Raw genomic sequence first — 26,403 nt, 5'->3', positions numbered from 1 at the left:
TATGGCAATGAATAATATTCCCAGTGTAGATCTCGCCGATTTTCTTTCGGAAGATCCTAAAAGAAAAGAAAAGTTCGTTAACGAGATTGGTAAGGCTTATGAAGAAATAGGTTTTGTAGCTCTTAAAAATCACTTTTTGAGTGATAGTCTGGTTGACAATCTTTACAAAGAAGTAAAATATTTTTTTGACTTACCGGTTGAAACTAAGAAGAACTACGAGATTGAAGGGCTGGCTGGCCAAAGAGGTTATATTTCCTTCGGAAAAGAGCATGCGAAAGGTAAAAAAGAAGGAGATTTAAAGGAGTTCTGGCACTTTGGACAGGAACCTTCAGAAGATGCGAAACTGTCTGAGGAATATCCTGAAAATGTGCAGGTGGAAGAATTACCAGATTTTAATAAAACTGGGATGGAAGCATATAGAATGCTGGAAAAAACTGGTATTTACGTGCTTCGTGCCCTTGCTTTATACATTGGATTGGAAGAGCACTATTTTGATCATTGGGCAAGTAATGGAAATAGTATTTTAAGACCAATACATTACCCGCCGATCACTGAAGAACCAAAAGGAGCAGTTAGAGCTGGAGCTCACGGAGATATCAATTTAATTACTCTATTGATGGGGGCATCTACCGGAGGTCTGCAAGTACTTCGGAAGGATGGTGAATGGATCGATGCAGTTCCGCAGGAAGATGAACTAGTGATCAACGTTGGGGATATGCTGGAAAGACATACCAATAACAAACTTCGTTCTACTATTCACCGGGTTACAAACCCACCAATAGATCAATGGGGAAAACCTAGATATTCTATCCCTTTCTTTATGCATCCTCGTAGTGACATGAGACTTGACTGTCTTGAAGAATGTATCGATGAAGACAATCCAAAACAATATGAAGACATTACTGCAGGAGAATTTTTGCATCAGCGTCTTGTGGAGATTGGTCTCTTAAAAAAATAGATAATGGCGAAAAAGAAATTAGGTCTGGAAGATCTGGGAGGTTTCGTGTTTTCGACCAATGATGAATTTGATGAAACATCATATACCAATGGAGATTCCCAGGAAGAACTCGCTCCAGAGGATCAGCAATTAGAAGCACATTTCAGTAATAAAGGAAGAGGCGGTAAAACGGTGACTATCATCAAGAATTACCAGGGTCCTGAAGAAGAACTCATAAAGCTAGGGAAATTACTGAAGAAAAAATGTGGCGTTGGCGGTAGTACCAAGGATGGAGAAATAATTATTCAGGGTGACGATCGTGAAAAAATAATGCAGATCCTGCAAAAACAAGGATATCAGGTTAAACGTGTTGGAGGTTAATTTCAGCACGTTTTTTATATCTCAAATATGAGCGAAAAGACTTTACATATAGTGAACGGTGATGGTTTGGCCGGGCAAATGCAGGAGCTAAACTTACCGGGTGAATTGATTATATGGCGCGAACTTTTATGTGAAGGTCCTACAAACAGGAAGCTTAATGACAAGTTCTTCAAAATGCGCAAGAAATTCCTGTTGAAGGCATACGATATCTCTGCGGAAAATTATGAAGAACGGTTTATTTCTGAAGTTGAAAGATTAAAAGCCATGGATGACTATGACAAAGTCTATCTGTGGTTCGAGTATGATCTTTTTTGCCATATCAATATGCTTGCTGCTATTCAGGTGCTAGCGAACAAGAAAATGGATATGCCCGTATTTCTTGTGTGTAGCAAAAAACTCAAGGGCGACAAGGAATTTCAACCTTTATGCCAGCTATCAATTTCGGAATTAAAGAACCATTATGAAAACAGCATTGCATTAACTTCTGAAGATATTGAAGTTGCATTGTTGATTTGGGAACTGTATTGTGGTGAAGATCCTTTAAAATTAAAAGCACAAATCAAGACCAAGTCTAATTTTGAGTATTTATCAAGCTGCATAAGAGCGCATATTGAAAGGTTTCCAAATAGTAAGACAGGGATCAACTCCCTTGACAGAAACATTTTAAAGCTTATAGAGTCAAGAGAGATTACAAGTAGAAATCATTTACTGGGATACGCTCTTCAGCATCAGGGTTACTATGGGTATAGCGATAGCCAGATGCAAAGAAAACTGGACAGGCTCTCCCTGTTCTTTTCTGAAAACGAAAATAAAATACAACTTACTGATAAAGGAATTCAGGTATTAAATGGGAAAAAGAACTTCTATCGTGAACTTTCAAATGAACAGATTTATGGCGGAGTTCGAAAATTCGATTTTCTCTATGATCCTGAATTGAACCGATTATTAAAATTATAGAATGAGTTTAAAAGCTTCAGAATTGATCCTCAATGAGGACGGTTCCATATATCACCTTGGTTTACTACCACACGAAATCGCAGATACAGTAATTACCGTAGGTGACCCGGCGAGAGTAGAAAGAATCAGTGCCTATTTTGATAAGATCGAGATCACGCGAATAAAACGTGAATTCTGTACTCATACTGGTCTTCTGGATGGAAAAAGAATCACCGTAATGTCTACAGGAATGGGAACCGATAATATTGATATCGCTTTAACCGAACTGGATGCGCTGGCAAATATCGATCTGCAGAAGAAAGAAGTTAAGAATGATCTTAAAGCTTTGGAAATTATTAGAATTGGTACCACCGGTTCTATTAGAGAAGATATCGCATTAGATTCATTTCTGGTAAGTGAACTTGCAATGGGCTTTGATGGTCTTATGTATTTCTATGAAAGTGATAGTTTTTTACAGGCTAATTATGCTGAAGAATTTGTAAAGCAAACGAACTGGTCTTCTAAAAAAGCATATCCATATGTAGTCGAAGGAAGCAATCGACTCATCGAGAAATTCTCATCTAAAGATACTGTCAAAGGTTTTACTGCTACGAATATTGGTTTCTATGGACCACAGGGAAGAGTGCTTCGAAACTCCATTCCTGAGGCAGATATGAACCAAAATATCGCCGCCTTCAATTTTAACGGAAGGTCTATTACCAATCTTGAGATGGAAACTTCAGGAATTTACGGGATGTCCAAATTACTGGGACATCATGCAGTTTCTATGAACGCCGTATTGGCGAACAGAGCTACCGGAGAATTTTCAGCAGATCCTAAAAAACTTGTGGATAATCTTATTAAATACTGTCTTGAACGGATCGTTGCTTAGACAGCTTATTTAACAATATATTAAAAGCTCTGCATGGCTTACTTTGTATTTTTGATTAAACAAAATAATGTCCATGTCGCAACCTAATGAAAACCGTTTTAGACACCGAGATCTAAACTGGTTGAGTTTTAACGAAAGGGTTCTACAGGAGGCTGCAGATAAAATTAATCCTCTTTACGACAGAATGAAATTCCTGGCAATTTTTTCTTCCAACCTGGATGAGTATTTCCGTGTACGTGTTTCTCAACTCCGCCAAATGAAACGGGTGAAGAAAAGTATCAGGAAAAAACTAGCCCTCAAACCTTCAAGGATCACTAAGCAGATCATCGAAGAAGTTAAAAAGCAACAAAATCAGTTTGGTGATATCTATAAAAAACAGATCATTCCGGAACTAGCGGCGAACAATATATTCTTACTGGAGGCAGATCATTACGATCAAAAGCAAAAGGCCTTTGCTGAAGATTATTTTAAGGAGAACATTCAGCAACATTTAGATCCAATACTTGTTAATCTGAATGAAGAAAATGAGCTATTTTTAAAAAATTCTATCCTTTATTTTCTGGTTACTTTTAAAGATGAAAATAAATTAGCCATTGTTAATATACCGGTAGAAGAATGTGGCCGATTCGTAACTTTTAAGGATGAAGCAGATAAACATCAGATCACTTATTTAGATGAAATTTTAAGACATCAACTGTTTAAAATTTTTCCTGAAAGCGATATTACAGGAATTTATGAAATCAAATTATCCCGTGATGCTGAATTATATATTGACGATATATATGAAGGCGTACTGGCAGAAAAGATCTATGAATCTTTAAAGCAAAGAACAGATGGACAGCCTACGAGATTACTTTATGATGCAAGCATGCCCGATCCTGTTCATAGAAAAATCAGGAAACTTCTGGAATTAGGGAAGATCGATATGATGCCGGGAGGTAAATATCATAATTTTAAAGACTTCTTTACTTTTCCTGACCCAAGTAGCAATAGCGATCTTCATTTTAAAAAGCTACCACCTCTACCCCATAAAACCCTTGAAAAAAGTAATGATTACTTTAAATCTATTTTAGAGAAAGATCAGGCGTTGCATTTTCCTTTTATGTCTTTTGACTATGTAGAGAAATTTGTAGAACAGGCCGCAGCAGATGACCAGGTCACTGATATTAGTATTTCTCTTTATCGGGTAGCCGATGAATCTAAGCTGACTAACTCTCTAATGCAGGCGTTGGAAAACGGTAAAAGTGTTACTGTTTTTGTGGAAGCCAAAGCAAGATTCGATGAGGAAAACAATATTAGCTGGGGAAGAAAATTTGAAGAAAAAGGCGCTCATGTAATCTATTCTTTTCCAAAGGTAAAAGTACATTCCAAGATCATGCTGGTAAAAAGGCAGGAGAAGGGTGAAACTGTACGATATGCTTATATTGGTACGGGAAATTTCAATGCAGAAACCTCTGAAATCTATTGCGATCATGCAATCTTTACAGCAAATAAACTGATCACCAAAGAACTCGACCGCCTATTCAAAGTACTGGAAGGGGAACTAATCATACCAAGAGAAAAGAACCTTTTGATCTCTCCATTTTCTACACGGCAGGAATTCACCAAACTTATCTACAACGAGATCGAAAATGCCAGAGATGGTAAAAAGGCGAAGATTACTGCCAAGATGAACAGCCTTGAAGATGATGAAATGATCGAGTTGTTGTACCGGGCGAGCGAAGCGGGTGTAGAAATTAGAATGCTGATACGCGGATTTACCTGTCTAATTCCAGGAGTTGAAGGGATGAGTGAAAATATTTATATCACCAGTGTAGTTGATCGTTTTCTGGAACACGGTAGAATCTATCTTTTTGAAAATGGTGGTGACGAAAAGATGTTTTATGGGAGTGCAGACTGGATGAGTCGTAATCTTGATCGCAGGATCGAAGTTATTTCTCCAGTGCTGGATGAAGATATTTTCAACGAATTTAAAGATATACTACATCTTCAGTTAAGGGATAATGTGAAAGCTCGTATTCAGGATAAAGACGAAACCAATACCTATGTTCAGAAAGAAGATAACGAGGAGACAGTGCGTTCGCAATATGCGATTTATGACTACTTAAAAGAAAAGCATTCAAATGACTAAGATCAAAGTTGGTGGTGTACCGGAGCATTTTAATTTACCCTGGCATCGCTGTATAGAGAATAACAAATTCACAGAAGCAGGAATAGACCTCGAATGGAGAGAAGTTCCGGAAGGTACAGGAGCGATGTGTAATTTGCTTCGGGAAGAGGAAATAGACGTAGCAGTTATACTAACAGAAGGTATAACTCGTGATATTATAAATGGTAATCAAAGTAAGATCATTCAGAATTATATTGGAAGTCCGCTTATTTGGGGAATTCATGTGGATGGTAGATCTTCCTTTAAAAACATAAATGACCTTAAGGGTTCAAAGGCTGCGATTAGCCGTGAAGGAAGTGGCTCACATCTAATGGCCTATGTAAATGCTGAAAATGTTGGGTGGAATACAGATTCACTAAAATTCGAAATCGTTCACAATTTAAATGGAGCTATTGAAGCTTTAAGACAGGATGATGCACAGTATTTTATGTGGGAACATTTTACTACAAAACCTCTGGTAGACAATAATACCTTCAGACTTATTGCCGACTGCCCTACTCCATGGCCTTGTTTTGTTATTGCCGCTTCTCAAAATGCGATCGATGAAAAACCTGATGAGCTTGTTCAAATGCTGGATGTTTTGAATACTGAAACAAGCGATTTTAAAATTCAGAAAAATATAGATGTTGAACTGGCAAAAAGATACGGACAGAAACTGGAAGATATCCGTAAATGGCTTGATCTCACCCATTGGAGTCAGCAGCAAATTGCCAATCAGGATCTAATTGAAGTTCAGGACTATTTAAAAAGACTTAAACTTATTTCCGAAAAAGTAGATTGTAAGGAATTAATTCATAATTTCAGGGCTAAATAATCTACCTCTTAAATGAAATTCTTACTTACCTGCTTGCTTTTAGCAGCTACATCTCTGGGCTTTAGCCAGACCAACGACAGTATTTCCAGCGCAATTTCAAGGGAATCCGGAAATCAAGAATTAAGTCTGAATGCTTTCAATCTCGTTGCCTTCGGTATCGTGGATATTACCTATGAACGCATAATTTCTGAAAATTCTACCTGGGCGATCGAAGCTTTTTACCATCCAACTAAGGATGATTATCTCAATGATGCTTATTATAAAGAGCTCTCATTAACCGGGAAATACAAGCATTTCTTTAGTTCTAAATATGCGCGTGGATTTTATGTTCATGGTTTTGGAATGTTATCCAATGGTGAATATGAAGATGGATATTACTACGACGCAGGCGTTGACGATTATATTTATGATACTTATGACTATACCGACTTTGCCATAGGATTCGGTTTGGGCGGTAAGTTTGTTTCTAAAGGTGGTTTTTTATTAGACCTAAGCGGTGGTATAGGAAGAAACTTGTTCAGTGAGAGATCACCAACAATAGCTGGTCAGTTTATGGTCAACCTTGGATATAGATTCTAATTGCAATTATTGAGTTTGCTTACCAGTTAATTGGATTTTTCCCTTTTGATTGCAAATACTTGTTGGCTTTACTAAAATGTTTGTTTCCAAACCAGTATCCTCTATTTGCACTTAATGGTGAAGGATGACCACTGGTTAAAATAAGATGTTTGGAACTATCGATTAGCTTGGATTTTTTCTTGGCATATCCACCCCAAAGCATGAAAACAACATTTTCTTTTTCTTGGGAAATTAGTCTGATCACTTCATCTGTAAAGACTTCCCAGCCTTTATTTTGGTGGGAACCAGCCTGGTGAGCTCGCACACTTAAGGTAGCATTTAATAAAAGTACGCCTTGATCTGCCCATCTTTCCAGGTTTCCGTTGGAAGGCGCGGGTTTATTTAGATCAGTCTCGATCTCCTTAAAAATATTGATTAGCGAAGGAGGAATCTGGACATTATCACGAACAGAAAAACACAAACCGTTCGCCTGCCCTACTCCATGATATGGATCCTGACCCAGGATAACTACCCTGGTATTATCAAAAGTAGAATGATCAAAAGCAGCGAAAATCTCACTGCCTGGAGGAAAACATTTATATTCCGTATACTCTTTTTTTACATATTGAATTAAATTCTTGAAATAGTCCTTTTCAAATTCAGCATTTAGAACTTTTTTCCAGCTTTGATCTATTCTTACGTTCATGAGAATTGAGTAACTTTGTAGAACCTCAAATGTAGGGAAAAATTGATATGATAAAAATTAGTTCCAGGAGTCTTGATGATTTGGAATTTCCGGTAGTATGCGCACAGGTAAGCGAACTTTGCATTACAGGACAAGGAAAAGAGAAGGCTCTTAAGATCCAACCATACCCGAGTTTTCAGAAAACCGTTTTTGGACTCGATCAAACCAACGAATTTGTTAAATCCAAAACTCAGGATGAAGCGATCCCGAATCATGGATTCGACAGTATTGAACCTGAGCTTCGATTACTGGCTATAGAAGAGTCGGTTTTGGAAATTGGAGGTTTCAGAAAGATTTCTTCATTAAATGAAACGGTGAACAATCATCTGAAATTCTTCAGAAAAAATAAGCATCTCTATCCCGCTTTGTCTGAGACTGTTTCACATCTGGAATATGACCTAAGCCTTGTAGAAAGGATTAATTCAGTTATTGATAGGTTTGGAGAAATGAAAGATGATGCTTCCACGTATTTGCAGCAGTTGCGAAGATCGATCAATGCTGTAAAGGGGCAGATAAATATAAGTTTCAATTCAGCCTTAACTACTTACAACGGTTATGGGTATCTAGACGAGATCAAAGAAAGTGTTGTAGAGAATGTGCGGGTGCTCGCTGTAAAATCCATGTATCGCCGTAAGGTAAAAGGCGGGATCATGGGAAATTCCAAAACCGGCAGTATTGTTTATATTCAGCCGGAAGCTACTCATCGATTCACCCGGGAGCTGAACAATTTAGAATACGAGGAAAAGGAAGAGATCAAACGAATCTTAAAAGAACTAACAGAATTTACCAGACCCTATCGCGAAGTTCTAGTAGAGCATCAGGATCTTCTAAGTGAAATGGACGTGATCGCTGCCAAGGCTAAATACGCTTATAAGATCGAAGGGATCTTACCAAAGATCACTAAGGATCGGGAACTATTTCTGAAGGATGCCTACCACCCATTATTACTTCTGAATAATAAGAAAAAGAACGAGAAAACGTTTCCACAAAGCATTGAACTAGGTGCTAATAACCGAATAATGGTTATTTCAGGTCCAAACGCAGGTGGTAAAAGTATCACACTTAAGACGGTTGGACTCTTGCAGGTCATGCTTCAAAGCGGAATGCTCATTCCGGTTCATGAGTATAGTAGAATGTGCCTGTTCTCAAAAGTTCTTACCGATATTGGTGATAATCAATCTATAGAAAATCACCTTAGTACGTATAGCTACCGACTTAAAAACATGAATTACTTTCTCCGGAAATGTGATGACAAAACATTGTTTCTAATTGATGAATTTGGTACGGGAAGTGACCCAGAACTTGGTGGTGCTTTAGCTGAAACATTCCTGGAGGTATTCTATGAAAAAGGATCCTTCGGTATACTTACGACACATTATGCTAACCTGAAGAAACTGGCCAATGAATTACCAGAAATGAGCAATGCGAATATGATGTTCGATAATAAAACGCTGGAGCCAATATATAAACTACAGGTTGGAGAAGCCGGAAGTTCTTTCACGTTTGAAGTTGCACAGAAAAACGGAATTCCTTATAGCCTTATTAATCGTTCCAAAAAGAAGGTTGAGCGTGGTAAGATTAGATTTGATCGAAGTATTGCGAACCTTCAGAAGGAGCGCTCCAACCTTAGAAAAACAACCGATAGCCTTAAGACCAAAGAGCAAAAGGCCGCTGCAGAAAAAGAAAAGCTGGAAGAAACAAACACCAGAATTCAGCAGAAACTGGAAAGCTATCAGGAGCTTTATGACAGCAATCAACGTATGATCTACCTTGGTCAAAAGGTGAATGATCTAAGTGAAAAATACTTCAGCAATAAGAAGAAAAAAGAGCTTATTGGAGAATTTATAAAGCTGGTGGAAATAGAGAATTCCAAACGAAAAAAAGAAAGCGCCAAGAAACTTAAAGCAAAGAGAAATAAAGAAGAACAGCTGAAAAAAGAGGTTCAGAAAAAAATTGAACCTATTCGAGAAAAGAAAAAAGAAGAGAAGAAAAAAGAGACGCAATTAAAGAAGCAGGAAGCCAATAAACCAAAAGCTAAATTAAAGATTGGGGATCGTGTTCGGCTCGAAGATGGAAAAGCAGTTGGAACGATCGATAAAATAGAAAAAGACAAAGCTCTAGTAAATTATGGAATTTTCACCACTTCAGTTGGCATGGCTCAATTGGAACTCGTACAATCCGCTAAAAAGAAATAGTTATGGAAATTACTTCCAAACATAAAATCATACTGTTTGATGGCGTTTGTAACCTTTGCAATAACGCGGTACAGTTAATTATAAAACATGACCGCAAGGATAAGTTTAGATTTGCATCCCTGCAAAGTGAAACCGGGAAACGACTTATTGAAGAAAGAGGTTTTAATCCTGAAGATCTGGATTCTATTATGCTTATTGAACCGGGTGTGGCTTATTATAGAAAATCTACTGCGGCCCTGGAAATCTCAAGAGACCTTAATGGAGGATATTCTTTACTGAAAAACTTCTTGTTTCTACCTGAAAGCTTGAGAGATAGTATTTATGATCTCGTAGCCAGCAATAGATATAAATGGTTCGGGAAAAAGGAGAATTGCATGATCCCTACTCCCGAACTAAAATCTAAGTTTCTGGATTAAACCGTTTCCTCATTTTCAGGATGGTAATCATCATCCCAGTCTTTCACGTTAGGAGGTCCCATCATATCCACAGATTTAGCTACCATCAATGATACTGCTGCGTCTCCGGTAACATTAACCGTAGTTCTACACATGTCCAATGGTCTGTCTACCGCAAATATCAAAGCCAATCCGGCTTCAGGAATTCCAGCCTGGGCAAGTACAATTACCAGCATCACCATTCCTGCTCCCGGAACTGCCGCCGAGCCTATGGATGCTAATGTAGCTGTCGCGATGATCCCCAACTGTGCACCTAGTGTTAGATCCATACCGAATGCCTGGGCGATAAATACCGCAGCCACTGCCTGATAAAGACTTGTACCGTCCATATTGATAGTGGCGCCAATTGGAAGCACGAAACTAGTAACCTCCTTGTTAACACCCATGTGTTCTTCTACCCTTTCCATCGTAACAGGAAGCGTAGCAGCACTGGAGCTTGTAGAAAAAGCAAGTAATTGTGCAGGCCCGATTCCATTAAGGAAAAATGAGGGTGTATTTTTAGTAAAAATCCAAACAAGTAAAATATATACTCCTATCATAAGGGCTAAACCTAGTAGTACGGTAAGCGCATACATAGCAAGAGCTGCAAAGAGATCTGCACTTGGTGATTCTACAACAAGTGCTGCTAGTAAGGCAAAAACACCATACGGTGCAGTTAGCATGATAAGGTCGATCATTTTCAAGATGACTTCATTGAAGCCATCAAAGAAATCCTTAACTGGTTTCGCTGTTTTTTCAGGAATAAGTATGAGTCCGAGTCCAAAGAATATCGCAAAAAATATAACCTGAAGCATGTTCCCGTTATCGCTTGCCGCCCCAAAAATATTACTCGGCACCAGATCTTCCAGGGCCTGTAAAGGGCCTGCATCCTTCTGTTTCTGGGCATCTGTAATTCTAACCGAGGCATCCCCTTCGTAACTAGCTATAAGATCACTACGGGTTTCTTCTGAGATTGCTTTCCCTGGAGCGATAAGGTTCACCATGAGCAATCCAATAGAAACTGCGATCACGGTTGTGACTATATATGTCGCAATGGTTCTGGTACCCATCTTGGACAACTTTGAAATATCTTTAAGATCTGAGATCCCTTTGATAAGAGATGCGAGGATTAATGGCACTGCAATTAACTTAAGTGCATTAATAAAAATATTTCCGAAAGGTTTGATCCAATCCTCTGTAAAGTCTGGTCCCCAACTAAAATTAGTCATAATAAGTCCAAAGATGACCCCTACGGCCATTCCTAAAAGTATCTGCCAGTGCAATGCGAGTTTTTTCATATACCTGTTGTTCTACTATTAAATTTTTGATGATTTATTCTGAAGAAAATAGTCGGCCATCACTATTGCGGCCATGGCTTCTACGATGGGTACTGCTCTAGGCACAACACACGGATCATGTCTTCCCTTACCCTGCATGTCCACCTGCTCGCCTTTGGAATTGATCGTTTGTTGTTTTTGCATAAGTGTTGCAACTGGCTTAAAAGCTACTCTAAAGTAGATATCCATCCCATTGCTTATTCCTCCCTGGATACCGCCACTCAAATTAGTCTTAGTGGAACCGTCCTGGTTGAACTGGTCATTATGCTCACTACCTTTCATAGTAGTTCCTGCAAATCCGCTGCCGTATTCAAAGCCTTTCACAGCATTGATCGATAGCATCGCTTTACCAAGTTCAGCATGTAATTTATCAAAAACAGGTTCACCCAAACCTTTAGGAACATTTTGAATCACACAATCAACGATTCCACCAACCGTATCACCGCTGGAGCGAATTTCCTTGATAAAAGTTTCCATTTCTTTAGCCTTGACAGGATCTGGACATCGCACAGGATTTTTTTCAACTTCTGAAAAATCCAGGTCCTGATATTTTTTATCCAGTTCAATATGACCTACAGTAGAAACATAGGCATTAAATTGAAGGGAACTTAAAAGCTGTTTAGCAATACTACCTGCAACAACCCTGCAAGCCGTCTCTCTTGCCGAGGATCTTCCACCGCCACGGTAATCTCGAACACCATACTTTTCGTCGTAGGTATAGTCAGCATGGGATGGCCTGTAAGTATCTTTTATATGTGAATAATCTTTGGATTTTTGATTCGCATTTTTAATTACGAATCCAATTGGAGTACCGGTTGACTGCCCTTCGAAAATTCCAGATAGAAATTCAACAGTGTCAGGTTCCTTGCGCTGAGTTACAATTGCAGATTGCCCGGGACGTCTTCTATCCAGGTCCTGCTGTATTTTGTCCAGATCTAGCTCGACTCCTGCAGGACATCCATCAATTACACCACCAATAGCAACACCGTGAGACTCACCAAACGTAGTTAATCTGAAGAGTGTGCCTATAGAATTTCCTGCCATTTATTCGATTTTGAACAAATGTAATTTTTTAAGAACATATTTGAAAGTGGAATCCTATATATTCCCAATGTGGGAAAAGGCTATTGCTTAATTTGGAATTATATTAGTTAATTACTGAATTTCTATGAGCTGGCGGACTTTCCGCTATTGTCCCTTGCAAGAACTTCAGATACTCTATTCAAAAGAGTATCCATGTCAAATGGCTTAGGGATGAATTCAACGGCACCTACAGATTTACAAAGGTCGCCTACATTGTGTAAGGCAGACATCATAATAATCGGTATGTGAGCAACTTCTTCATCTGCTTTGAGTTCTGCGCATACATCTGTTCCGTCCACTCCAGAAATAAGCTTATCCAGAAGTATCAGTTCTATATCGTGTTTTAATATATTTTCTTTCGTAATCTTAGGTTGCTGAGAGACAGTTACATTATGATCAGAAAACTCAAGTATATCTTTAAGCATCAATCCAATTGTTTGATCGTCGTCTACGATTAAGATTCTAGCCATATGTTTATTGATTTAGGGGTAATTTAAAAGTAAATTCAGAGCCTTTACCAGGCTCACTTTTCACAAGAATTCTTCCTTGATGTTTTTCTATAATTTCATTTGAAAGATAAAGCCCAATTCCAAAGCCTTCATAAGTTTCATCTTTATTTCCAGAAACTCTATAGAAACGTTTGAATATTTGCTGTTGTTCCTGCAAAGCTATACCTATTCCGTAATCTTTCACACTTACTGCAGCTTGATTATCTTCGGTCCTAAAAACCCTTACCGATACTTTCTTGGTATCGGGTGAATATTTCACGGCATTGGTTATTAAATTCGTAATTACCTGACCTATTCTCTCTTTATCAGCTTTTATTGAGATTTTTTCTTCATGACTTATATCGATCTGCATCTCACGATGAGAAAACGATAGATCTTCAATTACTGTTTCGATCTGTTCATTCAATTGAAAATCGCTTAGCTCAAGAATTAGTTCATTTTGCTCAATTCTACTTAGATCAAGCATTTCAGATATTAATCGAATAAGCCTTTCGATCTGGCTCTCTATTCTATGCAAATATGGTTTAACTGGGATATTCCTGGAATCTGCCTCTACCTTCTCAGGTAATATAGATTGTAACAATTGTATGTAACCTTTAATTGAAGTAACTGGGGTCTTGAGTTCATGACTTACCAGTTTTAGAAAACTTTCCTTTCGCTTCTCATCATCTTTTAATTTCTGAATTTCGGTACAAGAGGATATCCATGAATTTATTACGCCTTCTTCATTTTTAATAGCAGTTGCTCTGGCTAAGTGCCATTTTGGTATTCCATCTTTGTTAAAAATCCGCAATTCGGTCTCAATATCCTGTCCGGTATTCATGCTACTTTCAACAAGTTCACCAATAAACTCCCTGTCTTCATGATATATAAGCGAATACCATGAATTTTTAAGTAATTCATTAGAAGTCTTTCCAGTAAAATTTAACCAGCTATTATTGTAAAATACAGGTTCACCTTCGGCAGTTGTCGTACAAATCTTATGAGGTATGAAATTCACCAGTTCTCTGAATTTCTTTTCACTTTCCCTTATTTTCTTATTTAATAGACCTTGATTGGTTACATCGTGAGCAATTATTGCCACTCCTTCAATTTCTCCAGAGATATTTTTTTGAGGTTGGTAAACGAAATCAAAATAACCAAGCTTTAATGATCCATTTTGCTGATGTAAAAGAGGTCGTTCCTGAGCAATATAGGGCTGTCCATTTTTATAGACATCATCAAAAATTTCAGGCATTCCCTGCCCGATCATTTCAGGTAGTACATTAAATAATGGTTTTCCTTCCACGTTGTCACCCTTACCCCAAACATCCTTAATTGCCTGGTTCGCAATTTCCACTATCATGTCTTCACCCTTCAATATAGCTATAAGAGAATTGGAAGAATGAATTAGTTCGCGATACCTAAATTCACTGTTCTTAATTTTTTCATGGTAAATGGCTTTAGGTGTTACTTCCTGAGCAATTACTGCAACTCCTTCTACTTCTCCATTCCTATTTTTCTGAGGTTGATAAACAAAATTAAAATGCGAAAGTTCTCGTTTATCACTTCTGGTAATATAAACTGGCATTTCATAGCCAAATTGAGGTTCTCCAGATTCAAGAACTGTATGAAGTAATTGCTCTAAGCCTAGCTCCCTAATATCAGGATGTACTTCTATGAGTGGTTTACCTAATATACATTTCTCTTTTTGCCAGAATTTCAGAATAGGCTCATTTGCTACCTGAATTACCAGATTTTTTCCTTTTAAAAGGGTAATCATGGAGGGAGAAGAATGAATTAGTTCTCTAAATGAATGAGCTTCGTTTTTTAAGTTTTCATTTTCAGATTTTAATCGTTCATTGGAGGCTAAGAGCTCTGCGATTCTAAGTTCTTTCTCCTTCGACTTTTCTTCTAATTCCTGAATCCGTAAATCCTTATTCATTCCCAGTCAATGCAATAAAAATAGTCTGTAATTTTTTCGAACGCTAAATTTAATGTTTTGAACGCGCCACAATATATTATACACTGGCATTAACAAAACTTTACATTATTAAGCAAGAGCTTTATAAAGAATACTCACCGGGTGTTGTGCTATTCTTCCAGTTCCATCTTTAATTTGATGTCTGCAACTGGTTCCATTCGCAGAAATGATTGTGCCCTCCTTACTCTTTCTTATAGCCGGAAATAGAGAATTTTCTCCTATACGCATACTAATCTCATAATGTTCTTTTTCATAGCCGAAAGAACCTGCCATACCACAGCAACCTGAAGGAATGATAGTCACCTTATAATTTTCAGGGATATTGAGAATATCGAAAGTTCGGGCGGTATTGGATAGCGCTTTTTGATGACAATGTCCATGAATTTTAATAGTTGCAGCCTCCGTGGTAAACTGATCCTTACGGATATTACCCGCTGCCAGCTCTTGTTTCAAGAATTCTTCAATTATAAAGCAATTCTCACCAAGTTTCTCGGCTGACTTCTTATCATCTGCCAGTCTTAAATATTCATCTCTAAAACTTAATATTGCCGAAGGTTCTACACCAAGCAATGGAGTTTCCTTATTAATTAGAGGATTAAAGATTCTAATATTCTCATTGGCCAGTTTCTTTGCCTCATTCAGGAATCCTTTGGAGAGATAACTCCTTCCGCTTTCAGGATGGTCGATAATTTGAACCTGGTAGCCTAACCGACTTAAAAGTCTGAGAGCGTCAATACCAACTTCTACATCGAGATAATTGGTAAATTCATCATTAAAGAGATAAACCGTTTTAAGGGGATTTTGAACTTCGAGTGACTTTTTACTAGCCAGGTAAAACTTTTTAAGTGTAGTCTTTCCAACTGCAGGCAATTCTCTTTCTACCGCAACCCCAAGTAGTCTTTTTGCAATTCTGGAAGTAAATTTGTTTTGCATTACAAATCGCGATAAGCCAGGGACTTTTGATGCCATGGCGTTTTGGTTCGTGATTCCTGCGAAAGTTCGATCCCTTAAACTAGGTTTGTTCGATTTGTAATACTGAAATTGAAATTCAGCTTTAAGAGCAGCCATATCCACGTTAGATGGACATTCACTTTTACATCCTTTACAGCTAATACACAGATCCAGCACTTCCTTTAGTTCCGGATGATCAAACCTATTCTCCTTATCTGAATTCGTGAGAAATTCTCTTAAAGCATTTGCACGAGCCCTGGTGGTGTCTTTTTCATCTCTGGTCGCCCTGTAACTAGGACACATAGTCCCTCCCGCTTCTACCGACTTTCGGCAATCACCACTTCCGTTACATTTTTCAGCTAGCTTAAGGACACCTTCAGCGTCAGAAAAGTCCATGATGGTCTCAATTTGCGGTTCTTTGCGATCTGGAACATATCTAAGAGAGGTATCCATAGCTGGTGCATCCACTATCTTACCTTTATTAAAAATATTATCTGGATCGAAAGCAAACTTTATATCCTTCAGTAGAGAATACACTTTTCCCCCATACATAAGCTCAATAAATTCTGCCCTCAACCTTCCATCGCCATGCTCCCCACTAAGTGAACCATTGTATTTTTTCACCAGTTTTGCTACATCCAGCGTAATACTTCGGAATAACCCAACATCATCAGATTTTTTCAGATTCAGAATAGGACGCAGATGAATCTCCCCAGCACCTGCATGAGCATAGTAAACGGCTTGCTGATCATAATTCTTCATGATCTCTGTAAATTCAGCAATATAATCTGCCAGTACCGGGATGGCTACAGCGGTATCTTCGATACATGCAACGGCTTTGTGATCTCCCTTCATATTACCCAATAGTCCCAAACCAGCTTTACGCAGATCGAGTGCAAGGTCGATTTGATCACCATAAAGAACGGGAAAAGCATAACCAAGATTGGAACTTTTAAGTGTACTCATCAAAGCTTCCAATTTCTTCTCAAGTACTTCCTGTGTTTCTGCGCGTAACTCAAGCATCAGGATTGCCTCAGGATCATCTTCTATAAAAAATCTATTCTCACGATACTTCAAATTATCACTGGTGCAGTCAAGAATGATCTTATCCATCATCTCACAGGTAAAAAGCGAGTGCTCCATAGCCGGAACTACCGCTTGCATACAGGCATCTATAGAACGAAAATGCACTGCGATCATCGCTTTTTCTGAAGGGGGCAGAATATCCAGTTTCAAAGTTATTTCAGTAATAAAAGCCAAAGTTCCTTCACTACCTGCAATAAGGTCGCATATATTCAGTTTTCTGTCAGTTTCCTCAAATGCTTCAGTATGCAACAACTCATCAAGCGCATAACCTGTATTTCGTCTATGTAACTCCATTGGAGGAAAATTACTGATGATCGCTTCCCTGTTTACTTCTGAATTAAGTATATCCTGAATTTTACGATAGATATCACCCTCCAGTCCTTTGACCTCTAATTTCTTCTGAAATTCAATTTTAGAAAGATCGCTAAACTCAACTTCACTGCCATCACTTAACAGTGCTTTGATGGATTTGATCCTGTCTCGGGTTGTACCATACTTAATTGAAGTAGTTCCACTGGAGTTATTACCTACCATTCCTCCTATCATACAGCGGTTGGAAGTCGAAGTATTTGGCCCGAAAAAAAGACCATGCTTGAAAAGTTTCCGGTTGAGATCATCCCGAATCACTCCAGGCTGTAGAGTTACTGTTTTGCTTTCGGGATCAACATTAATAATATCGGTAAAATGACGTGAGACATCCACAATGATACCATCACCAGTACATTGTCCTGCCAACGATGTTCCGGCAGTTCTTGGGATCAATGTGATTTTATTTTCCCTGGCGAATTTTATAAGTTTTATAAGATCTTGCTTTGACTTAGGTCTGCTTACGGCTAACGGTATTTCTCGATAGACAGAAGCATCAGTCGCGTAAATGGTTTTCCAGAGCTCATCATAGTATAGCTCTCCTTCTAATTCATTTGCAAGCTGCCGCAGGGAATTTTTCAATTTCATACTCAAATTTAGGAAGTTTCAGTTTACCGACTTAACAGAATCTTAATTAATATTAACAATACATTTACTAGCCTGGACGTTCTCATATTGGTAAACGGCATAAATTTGCCGGGATGAATTTAAAACAATCAAACATGAAAAAATTAGTTCTATTTGCAGCTTTTATTTTTGGAGCTGTATTTCTGAATGAGGCAAATGCACAGCAGATATCTCAAAACGCTCTTGGTTTAAGAGTGGGTGACGGTGGTGGATTTGGTGCCGAGGTTTCATATCAGAGAGCAACAAGCGAGAACAACAGGTTAGAGTTCGATCTTGGATGGAGAAATGACAGCAATTACGATGCTATCAAGCTTGTTGGATTGTACCAATGGGTTTGGAACATTGAAGGAGGTTTTAACTGGTATGCAGGTGCTGGTGCAGGACTTGGTAATTATGATGACAATCGTAGAGGTGATATTGATCGTAATGACGGGGTTTTTGCGTTATTAGCAGGTAATGTAGGAATCGAATATAATTTCGATTTTCCACTTTTACTATCGTTAGATTTCAGACCTGAAATTGGATTTTCGGACTATGATGATCACGATGATTTCACACCAGATATTGCTTTAGGTATTAGATACCAATTCTAATTGAATAGAAGATAAAAAGAAAAAGGAGCCAATTGGCTCCTTTTTTTATGCTTTAATCAATGCCTTATTATATAGCTCTTCATACCTGGGAACGATCATATTAATATCAAAATCCCTTGCTGTTTCTCCAGCCTGCCTTTTAAATTTCCTTAAAACTTCTTCTGATTTCAAAATTGAAATCGCACTGTTTGCCATTGCGATCACATCACCTACGTCATGTAGAAAACCTGAGAAATTATCTTTATTGACCTCTGGCAATCCCCCTGTATTAGAGGAGATTACAGGAACGGAATGAACCATTGCTTCAAGTGCTGCCAAACCGAAACTCTCCGTTTCAGAAGGTAAAAGGAACAGATCTGAAAAACACAGGATCTTATCAATTTCATTACTTTGCCCCAGGAACAATACTTTGTCTGTTATACCTAAATCGCGAACCAGTTTTTCGGCAGTTTCTCTTTCCGGACCTTCACCAACCATCATTAAGCGCGCACTCACAGACTTCTGAATTTCGAAGAAGATCTTCACAACATCATCTACCCTCTTTACTTTTCGAAAATTACTTACGTGTGTTATAATTTTCTCATTAGATGCCGCCATTAGTTCTCTCTGGCAATCTGTAAATGTTTTCTTCTGAAATTTAGATACATCGATAAAGTTAGGAATAACTTCAATTTCTGTTTTTACTTCAAAATGCCTTAGGGTATCCTCTTTTAGGCTTTCTGAAACTGAAGTCACATAATCACTTTTATTGATACTAAAGGTTACAGCAGGCTTGTAAAACGGATGATTACCAACCAGGGTGATATCTGTTCCATGTAAAGTCGTAACCATAGGAATTTCAATTCCATCTTCCGCAAGCATCTGCTTAGCCATATATCCGGCATAAGCGTGAGGAATCGCGTAATGAACGTGCAGAAGTTCTATTCCGTAATTCTTTATAACATTTACCAGTTTACTGCTTAACGCAAGCTCATAGGGTTGATAATGAAATAAAGGATACTCCGGTACATTCACCTCATGAAATCTTATGTGACTGGATATTGTTTCCAACCTTACAGGTTGTTTATAGGTGACGAAATGTACCTCATGACCTCGTCTGGAAAGCGCTAAGCCTAACTCGGTGGCTACTACTCCGCTACCACCAAAAGTAGGATAACAAACAATTGCAATTTTCATTAATTAGAAATCTATAGATTCGTATATCACTTTCTGGATCTCAGACCGGATATCTTCCCTGATAAGCTTCCTGTTCGTTGAATCAGGATAAGTTCTGTTTGATAAAAATACATAAACTATCTCTTCTTCGGGGTCGGCCCAGGCGAATGTTCCTGTAAAGCCGCTATGTCCAAAGCTATTCATAGACAAGCAGTTGCAGGTTGGTCCTGAGTTTCCAAGCTGTGGTTTGTCGAAACCTACTCCTCTTCTTACATTCTGCTCACAATAATAGCAGGTATTGTATTTCTCAATGGTTTCTTTACGCAAATATTTCTTCCCGCCGTAAGAACCGCCATTTAGATAGGTTTGCATCAACTTCGCGACGTCATTTGCTGTACTAAACAAACCTGCATGCCCCCCAATTCCACCTTGCATTGCAGCACCCTGGTCATGAACATATCCACGAACAACCTGCCCTCTCCATAATCGATCATTCTCTGTAGGAGCGATTTGCAGGCTATCAAACCTCGTCTTAGGTAGATAACCAGTATAATTCGCGCCAAGGGATTTGTAAAAATGTTCCTGTGTAATATTCTGAAGTGAAGATTCATAATAGCTCTCCAGGTAATACTTCAACAGATAGTATGGCAGATCGCTATATTTATAAGACCTCGTTTTCTCAAGATCACTAAGCCTGATCGTATTAATGATGGTATCTCCAATATCCTTTCTAATAAACATATTATCTGCAACCTGTGTATTGTAAGTTTCAGAAGGTAAATTGCTATAATAATCGGTAGAAAGTCCCTTTGTTTCAGTATCGAGCGTAGAGATGTAGAATGGTATCCAGGCTTGTAATCGAGCATAATGCATCAACATATCCTGCAACTTAATATTGGATTTATTCGAACCTTTTAATGAAGGAAGTAATTCACTAAGCGTAGTATCGAAATCAAGAACTTCTTTCTCATCCAATTTCATGACCAGCGGCAAAGTAGCCAGGATCTTGGTAAGAGATGCCAGATCATAAACCGTAGTATCGGTCACAGGTAGCTCTTCTTCATAAGTCTGATAGCCAAAATTCTTCTGGTATATTACTTTTCCCTGCCGGGCAACGAGTATCTGTGCTCCCGGGGTCATTTTTTCTGAAATGGCATAATTAATAATACTATCGATCTTCTGAAGTTTATGGGAATTCATTCCAACGCTTTCCGGAGTTCCATAAGCTAAGCGATCAACATCTTTAGTGTTGAAACCAGTTCCTGCAGGAAATTCATTTTGTATGCTAACTGGAAGACGACCTTTCGCCTGAGCTGCTCCAAAAATTATCTGACCCACCTTTTTCTGAGCGAGTGGATGATTCTGGTAACCAATTATGATCCCTTCTATATTCGTAAAGCTTTTTACATCAAGCAGCGCATAAGGTCTTGCGAACAGCGCAAGGATCGTTTTATTTTTGCGGGCAATCTCATGCAACCATACCAATTCGTTATTTGAAAATTTATAAGATGCCCACGGACTACTATTCGATTTATGGAAACCAACGATCACACGATCATAGTTTTCCAGTTTGACAAGTAGCGAGGCCAACTTATCTGCCTGAACCCAATCTACTTTTGCATATTTCTTTAGCTGCTGAAGAAAAACGCTACCATCATCGTCCCCAAAGTTCACATAGGCTATGTTCTCTTCTGAAAGATCTTTAACCGGAACTACAGCTTTATTGTTTTTGATAAGCGTTGCAGCGTTTTCATAGAGCTCTTCCAGTAAAGCTTCATCACGCGAGGTATATAATTCTTCTATCAGGAAATTTGTACTAATCGGTTTAAATTCATGAAGACCAGCTTTATACTTAGCGTATAAAATTTTCTTTACTGAAAGTGCCAAACGGCTTTCGCTAATAGTACCATCATTTACCGCATCCATGATACTTTGAGAAGCTCTGCCAACATCTTCACTCATTAGCAGGATATCATTTCCTGCTTTAAATGCATCAAGATCAACTTCACCTGGTTCCGTATTTCTCGAAACACCTTTCATGTCAAGTGCATCAGTAAAAATGAGACCGTTAAAACCAAGCTCTTTCTTCAATATATCTGTAATAATATCTTTAGATAAAGAGGCAGGTTTGCCATCTGTAGGCTCTAAATCAGGTACATTGAGATGGGCTACCATAATACTACTAAGCCCTTCGGGAATTAGTTTTTTATAGGGATATAGTTCTACGCGTTCGATCCTTTCCGCAGAGAAATTGATCGTTGGTAACGTCTTATGCGAATCGGAATCTGTATCGCCATGACCTGGAAAATGTTTTGCGCTGCTAAGTGCTCCTTCGCGGTGCATACCTCGCATAAAAGCAAGAGATTTTTCAGTGACATTAAATTTATCTTCCCCAAACGATCTATTTCCTATAATTGGATTGTCTGGATTGGTATTTATATCCACTACAGGGGCAAAATTAAAATGTACACCCAATCTCTTAGTTTGCTTGGAAATAGCTGCACCAGCTTCCTCGACCAGTTGATTATCCTGGATGGCGCCCAGTGTCATATTCCATGGCAATGCAAAAGTGCTGTCAAGTCGCATGGCAAGTCCCCATTCAGCATCCATTCCAATTAGCAATGGAACCTTAGACATCTTCTGAAACTCATTGGTTAACTGAGCCTGTTTTACCGGACCTCCTTTGGAAAAAATAAGTCCGCCAATATGATTTTCAGTAATGAGTTTGCGAATGGTATCGGCTTCATTATCATTTTTGGACCAGATACTAGCCATAAATAATTGACCAACTCTTTCCTTCAGATTCATGGAGTTGTAAGTACTATCCACCCATTGTTTTTGAGCAGCATGATCTTTGGTAAACAAAGGATTTTTTACCTGGGAGAATGCACCAAGACTTAAAATTAAAAAAAGTAAAAGTGGTAATTTGAGGGACAGGGTTCTCAATATCATTATTTCATGAAGCGTTTATGCCAGCTCTCAGAAGCAGGTACTTCCCATTCTGTAAGATATTCGGCTTTGGTATTAACGAGGTTGTTGAATACGATCGTATTCATGGATACCGCTTTATCCTTTGCCATTTTTCTGAAATCGGTAAGTGTTTTATAAGCAACAAAGTCTCCTTGTTTATAGGAAACATTCATTTTGTCGAGAAGATCAACGTTATAGTCTTTCTCCAGCTGCTGAATGAATTGCACGGAAGAATCTATAGAACAACCTGTTGCAGCATTCAATTTTTGATCCAGAGCTATTGTAATAAATCTTTTGTACTTGATATCGTAGGAAGCCTTGAGATCTCCTCCATGTGCTGTCCATCTTTCAATGAACTGGTCTAATCTTGATGAGATCTCCTGTAATTCTTCTTCTGTAAAAGATCTGTTGGCCTGATAAATCCAAACTCTTGAATCTTCTGAAAGGCTATCAAATGGTACTAACATAGGCTAAATTTGTATTCACACAAATCTAATTGATTTAGCCTTGGAGTCAAATAGAGACTGGTCTTTTAACTTTTAGAATTTTAAAGTTCGTCTGCGCTGGCAATCATCTCAGCAACATCCATTACCTCGATACTATCTTCTTTTTCCTTATTCTTAACCCCATCTGTCATCATGGTGTTACAAAATGGACAACCGGCAGCGATTATTTCAGGTTTCACTTCCATGGCCTGTTCTGTACGCTCGATGTTTACATCCTTGTTTCCTGGTTCAGGTTCCTTGAACATTTGCCCTCCTCCGGCTCCACAGCATAAACCATTCTTTTTACACTTACGCATTTCCACAAGCTCAACTTCAAGCTTACGTAGAAGATCACGTGGAGCTTCATATTCATTATTTGCTCGACCTAAATAACATGGATCATGAAAAGTAATTCTCTTTCCTTTAAATTTTCCGCCTTCAACTTTTAAACGACCTTCATTCAAAAGATCTTTTAAAAACTGAGTATGATGCATGACCTCGTAATTCCCGCCAAGAGCAGGATATTCGTTTTTGATGGTATTAAAACAGTGAGGACAGGCAGTAACCACTTTTTTGATCTCATAACCGTTCAACACCTCAATATTTGTAGCAGCCTGCATTTGAAAAAGAAATTCATTTCCGGCTCTCTTTGCAGGATCCCCGGTGCAGCTTTCCTCGGTCCCAAGAACAGCAAAGTCAACTCCCGCCTTGTGCAAAAGTTTTACAAATGCCTTGGTTATTTTTTTAGCACGATCATCGAAACTTCCCGAACAACCAACCCAGAACAGAACTTCAGGCTTTTTGCCTTCAGCCATATATTCGGCCATTGTAGGTACTTTGAGTGCTTCCGCCATATTATCGATCTTTATAAAATTCTAATGTATTAATTTTCTTTAGCCCAGTTCAAACGGTCCATCTGGTTATAAGGCCATGGTGCACCATTGTTTTCGATGTTTGTCATCGCTATGGATAATTCATTAGGAGCGGCACTTTGCTCCATTACCAGGTATCTTCTCATATCCAGAATAATGGATAAAGGATCGATCCCAACAGGACAGGCCTCTACACATGCATTACAGGTAGTACATGCCCATAGTTCTTCTCTAAGTATATAGTCGTCCAGTAATTGCTTCCCGTCATCTTCAAACTTTCCGTTCTTGGTAACATTCTCACCTACTTCCTCAAGCCTGTCCCGAGTGTCCATCATGATCTTTCTTGGAGAAAGCTTTTTCCCGGTTTGGTTCGCAGGACATTCAGAAGTACATCTACCACATTCTGTACAGGTATAGGAATTCAGCAATTGAACCTGATTGAGATCAAAGACATCTGAAGCTCCAAACTTTTCCGGCTCTCCTTCATCCTCGCCTTCCGCAGGAGCTGCAAAAGGATCGGCATTTGGATCCATCATTAATGCTACTTCCTTCTGAACTGCTTCCAGATTATCCATTTTCCCCTGAAGACTCAGTTTTGAAAAATATACGTTTGGAAACGCCAGTAGGATATGTAAGTGTTTTGAATAGTATAAATAATTCAGGAAGAACAGAATTCCAAGAATATGCAACCACCAGGCAGCTCTTTCAATAATAATAAGAGTTGCATTGCTCATTCCGTCGAAAAGAGGAAGCAAAAACTGGCTTATTGGAAAGCTACCCATTATACCAGCTTCTGAAGCGTAATGATCTGCTCCATTCATTTGCAGTTGATAGTCTGTAGCATTCATGATAAGAAATAATGCCATTAGCACCATTTCAAAATACAGGATATAATTTGCATCATTCTTAGGCCATCCTTTTAATTCACGACCAAGGAAACGGTAGATGTTAAGTGCATTTCTACGTATCCAGAAGATTACTACTCCAACAAATACGAGGAAAGCTAAGATTTCGAAACTTGCGATGAGAACATCATAAGTACCACCTAAAAAAGAAAAGATTCTATGAGTACCAAAAATTCCGTCGATAACGATTTCGAGAACTTCTATATTTATAATAATAAAGCCCACGTAAACGATAATATGCAGAAAACCAGAAACCGGTCTTTTTACCATTTTGCTCTGCCCCAAGGCTATTCTGGCCATTTTGGCAAATCTTTCTCCACCATTATCAGTTCGATCGATTTCCCGACCTAATTTGATATTACGAATAAGTCTTTTAATATTTCTGGCGAAAAAGCCAACGCCCACTAATAGAGCGATCACAAATAGTATTTGCGAAACAATTTGCATGATAGATTTATTTTAAGGAATCTTCCGGTTCTTCATAATCTCCAGCTTTCTTACCGAAAACTGAGAAATGAACGTAGCGCTTTGGATTAAGTTTGATATCCTGTAGGAGTTGTTCTAGCTGTTTGGTTGCCTGATCCAAGTTATTATACACAGCATCATCATTAATCAATTTCCCTGCGGTTCCTTCCTTGCTGTTCAGTTTATTCGAGATTCCTTCAAAATCTGCAATTACCTTTTCAAGATCTGAGGTGATCTTGCCAATATTCATGGTGGATAATGTATCTGAAAACTTATTAAAGTTCGTAGACATTTCATCAAGATTAGTAAACGTTCGATCGATCTTGGAACTATTTCCTTTTACTATACCCTGAAGCTCATCTGCGGTTACTCTAAATGAGGATACGGTAGCATCAAGATTTTTAAAAGTACCGCGAATATTATTCATTGTAGAGTCATCAAGGATTTCAGTAATGGCCGTTAACATCGAATCTGCACTTGTGATCGTGTTCTCCAGTTTATTCTGTAAAGGAGTTAACTTATCATTCACAAGTTCCATGATCCCTTCCTCCTTGTCTCCCTGAAGTGTATCACCAGACACAGCCCATTCAGATTTTTGGTCATAATTTGGAACAATAGCCAAAGACTTTCCACCTATGATGCTTCCACCATAAATGTTCACCTTACTATTTTTCGAAAACTTGAAATCATTCTTTACAGTAAAACTTACTACAAGTCTACCTGAATTGTCTTTGAACTCTATGCTGCTTACCTGGCCAACTTTAAGACCGTTGATGGTAACTTCAGAAGATGGTGAGAGTCCTTCTACATCATCATATTCAGCATAAAAAATTCGATTCTGGGCAAGGAGGTTTTCTCCCTTGAGAAAACTATAACCAAACAATAAAATAACTATCGCCACGATAGCTAGAACGGCAGTTTTTACCTCTCTGGAATATTTCAAAAGCAATTTTTTAAGTGAATACGCACAAATT

General features: G+C 38.4%; 22 protein-coding genes. 10 read left to right on the top strand and 12 right to left on the bottom strand.

The genetic code is table 11. From position 1 onward, the window contains the following. Window positions 1-7: 7 nt before the first annotated feature. From T8I65_RS08080 to T8I65_RS08050, 7 genes are all read left to right on the top strand, one after another. Window positions 8-958 carry an isopenicillin N synthase family dioxygenase gene (locus tag T8I65_RS08080; RefSeq protein WP_322302791.1) on the top strand — a complete coding sequence of 317 codons (951 nt, stop codon included), beginning with the start codon at window positions 8-10 and terminating at the stop codon, window positions 956-958. A gap of 3 nt (window positions 959-961) precedes the next feature. After that, window positions 962-1,318, top strand: coding sequence for a translation initiation factor (locus T8I65_RS08075; RefSeq protein ID WP_322300213.1), 357 nt, complete (start codon window positions 962-964; stop codon window positions 1,316-1,318). 27 nt (window positions 1,319-1,345) lie between these two features. After that, complete coding sequence (locus tag T8I65_RS08070) at window positions 1,346-2,275, top strand: DUF1835 domain-containing protein (RefSeq protein WP_322300212.1); 930 nt, start codon at window positions 1,346-1,348, stop codon at window positions 2,273-2,275. Between the two features lies 1 nt (window position 2,276). Continuing rightward, window positions 2,277-3,146: a nucleoside phosphorylase gene (locus tag T8I65_RS08065; RefSeq protein ID WP_322300211.1), complete on the top strand. Its 870-nt coding sequence runs from the start codon at window positions 2,277-2,279 to the stop codon at window positions 3,144-3,146. A gap of 73 nt (window positions 3,147-3,219) precedes the next feature. Further along, entirely contained in the window at window positions 3,220-5,277 is a 2,058-nt protein-coding gene (gene ppk1, locus T8I65_RS08060; RefSeq protein ID WP_322300210.1) for a polyphosphate kinase 1, read from the top strand. Then, a complete protein-coding gene (locus T8I65_RS08055; protein WP_322300209.1) occupies window positions 5,270-6,130 on the top strand; it encodes a substrate-binding domain-containing protein in 861 nt (286 codons plus the stop codon). Before ppk1 ends, T8I65_RS08055 begins: the two co-directional genes overlap by 8 nt. A gap of 12 nt (window positions 6,131-6,142) precedes the next feature. Next, window positions 6,143-6,709 carry a hypothetical protein gene (locus T8I65_RS08050; RefSeq protein WP_322300208.1) on the top strand — a complete coding sequence of 189 codons (567 nt, stop codon included), beginning with the start codon at window positions 6,143-6,145 and terminating at the stop codon, window positions 6,707-6,709. A gap of 19 nt (window positions 6,710-6,728) precedes the next feature. Here T8I65_RS08050 and ung read toward each other — a convergent pair whose 3' ends face one another. Next, entirely contained in the window at window positions 6,729-7,394 is a 666-nt protein-coding gene (gene ung / locus T8I65_RS08045; RefSeq protein WP_322300207.1) for a uracil-DNA glycosylase, read from the bottom strand. 47 nt (window positions 7,395-7,441) lie between these two features. On the opposite strand from ung, the gene T8I65_RS08040 reads away from it, so the two are divergent. Together T8I65_RS08040 and T8I65_RS08035 are read left to right on the top strand one after the other, a co-directional pair. Next, complete coding sequence (locus T8I65_RS08040) at window positions 7,442-9,628, top strand: endonuclease MutS2 (protein WP_322300206.1); 2,187 nt, start codon at window positions 7,442-7,444, stop codon at window positions 9,626-9,628. A 2-nt stretch (window positions 9,629-9,630) separates the two neighbouring features. Continuing rightward, window positions 9,631-10,044: a thiol-disulfide oxidoreductase DCC family protein gene (locus tag T8I65_RS08035; RefSeq protein ID WP_322300205.1), complete on the top strand. Its 414-nt coding sequence runs from the start codon at window positions 9,631-9,633 to the stop codon at window positions 10,042-10,044. Here the strand turns inward: T8I65_RS08035 and T8I65_RS08030 are convergent. The 5 genes from T8I65_RS08030 to T8I65_RS08010 all read right to left on the bottom strand — a co-directional run bounded on the left by T8I65_RS08030 (window position 10,041) and on the right by T8I65_RS08010 (window position 17,945). Further along, window positions 10,041-11,360: a dicarboxylate/amino acid:cation symporter gene (locus T8I65_RS08030; RefSeq protein WP_322300204.1), complete on the bottom strand. Its 1,320-nt coding sequence runs from the start codon at window positions 11,358-11,360 to the stop codon at window positions 10,041-10,043. The two genes, T8I65_RS08035 and T8I65_RS08030, sit on opposite strands and share 4 nt — an antisense overlap. Before the next feature lie 18 nt (window positions 11,361-11,378). Beyond that, window positions 11,379-12,443 carry a chorismate synthase gene (gene aroC / locus T8I65_RS08025; protein ID WP_322300203.1) on the bottom strand — a complete coding sequence of 355 codons (1,065 nt, stop codon included), beginning with the start codon at window positions 12,441-12,443 and terminating at the stop codon, window positions 11,379-11,381. A gap of 122 nt (window positions 12,444-12,565) precedes the next feature. Then, window positions 12,566-12,952, bottom strand: coding sequence for a response regulator (locus T8I65_RS08020; protein WP_322300202.1), 387 nt, complete (start codon window positions 12,950-12,952; stop codon window positions 12,566-12,568). A 4-nt stretch (window positions 12,953-12,956) separates the two neighbouring features. Further along, window positions 12,957-14,915: an ATP-binding protein gene (locus T8I65_RS08015; protein WP_322300201.1), complete on the bottom strand. Its 1,959-nt coding sequence runs from the start codon at window positions 14,913-14,915 to the stop codon at window positions 12,957-12,959. Window positions 14,916-15,023: 108 nt separating this feature from the next. Beyond that, a complete protein-coding gene (locus tag T8I65_RS08010) occupies window positions 15,024-17,945 on the bottom strand; it encodes an FAD-binding and (Fe-S)-binding domain-containing protein (RefSeq protein WP_322300200.1) in 2,922 nt (973 codons plus the stop codon). A 134-nt stretch (window positions 17,946-18,079) separates the two neighbouring features. Between T8I65_RS08010 and T8I65_RS08005 the strand changes: the two genes are divergently transcribed. Then, window positions 18,080-18,577 (top strand): hypothetical protein, encoded by a 498-nt coding sequence (locus T8I65_RS08005; protein ID WP_322300199.1) that lies wholly within the window; start codon window positions 18,080-18,082, stop codon window positions 18,575-18,577. A 45-nt stretch (window positions 18,578-18,622) separates the two neighbouring features. Here T8I65_RS08005 and bshA read toward each other — a convergent pair whose 3' ends face one another. The 6 genes from bshA to T8I65_RS07975 form a co-directional block, all read right to left on the bottom strand. After that, window positions 18,623-19,753 (bottom strand): N-acetyl-alpha-D-glucosaminyl L-malate synthase BshA, encoded by a 1,131-nt coding sequence (gene bshA, locus T8I65_RS08000; RefSeq protein ID WP_322300198.1) that lies wholly within the window; start codon window positions 19,751-19,753, stop codon window positions 18,623-18,625. A gap of 3 nt (window positions 19,754-19,756) precedes the next feature. Beyond that, the gene (locus tag T8I65_RS07995; protein ID WP_322300197.1) at window positions 19,757-22,684 is read right to left on the bottom strand and encodes a glycoside hydrolase family 3 N-terminal domain-containing protein; all 2,928 of its coding nucleotides are present in this window, start codon (window positions 22,682-22,684) and stop codon (window positions 19,757-19,759) included. Further along, window positions 22,684-23,169, bottom strand: a complete 486-nt coding sequence (locus T8I65_RS07990; RefSeq protein WP_322300196.1) for an ABC transporter ATPase — start codon at window positions 23,167-23,169, stop codon at window positions 22,684-22,686. The genes T8I65_RS07995 and T8I65_RS07990 overlap by 1 nt, the downstream gene beginning before the upstream one ends. A gap of 80 nt (window positions 23,170-23,249) precedes the next feature. Next, window positions 23,250-24,041: a (Fe-S)-binding protein gene (locus T8I65_RS07985; protein WP_141877711.1), complete on the bottom strand. Its 792-nt coding sequence runs from the start codon at window positions 24,039-24,041 to the stop codon at window positions 23,250-23,252. A gap of 29 nt (window positions 24,042-24,070) precedes the next feature. Continuing rightward, the gene (locus T8I65_RS07980) at window positions 24,071-25,411 is read right to left on the bottom strand and encodes a (Fe-S)-binding protein (protein ID WP_322300195.1); all 1,341 of its coding nucleotides are present in this window, start codon (window positions 25,409-25,411) and stop codon (window positions 24,071-24,073) included. 7 nt (window positions 25,412-25,418) lie between these two features. Next, window positions 25,419-26,372: an MlaD family protein gene (locus tag T8I65_RS07975; protein WP_322300194.1), complete on the bottom strand. Its 954-nt coding sequence runs from the start codon at window positions 26,370-26,372 to the stop codon at window positions 25,419-25,421. Window positions 26,373-26,403: the final 31 nt, after the last annotated feature.

Origin of the sequence: Christiangramia sp. OXR-203, assembly GCF_034372165.1 — a bacterium.
GTDB lineage: Bacteria > Bacteroidota > Bacteroidia > Flavobacteriales > Flavobacteriaceae > Christiangramia.
This window is presented reverse-complemented; position numbering and strand designations above follow the sequence as displayed.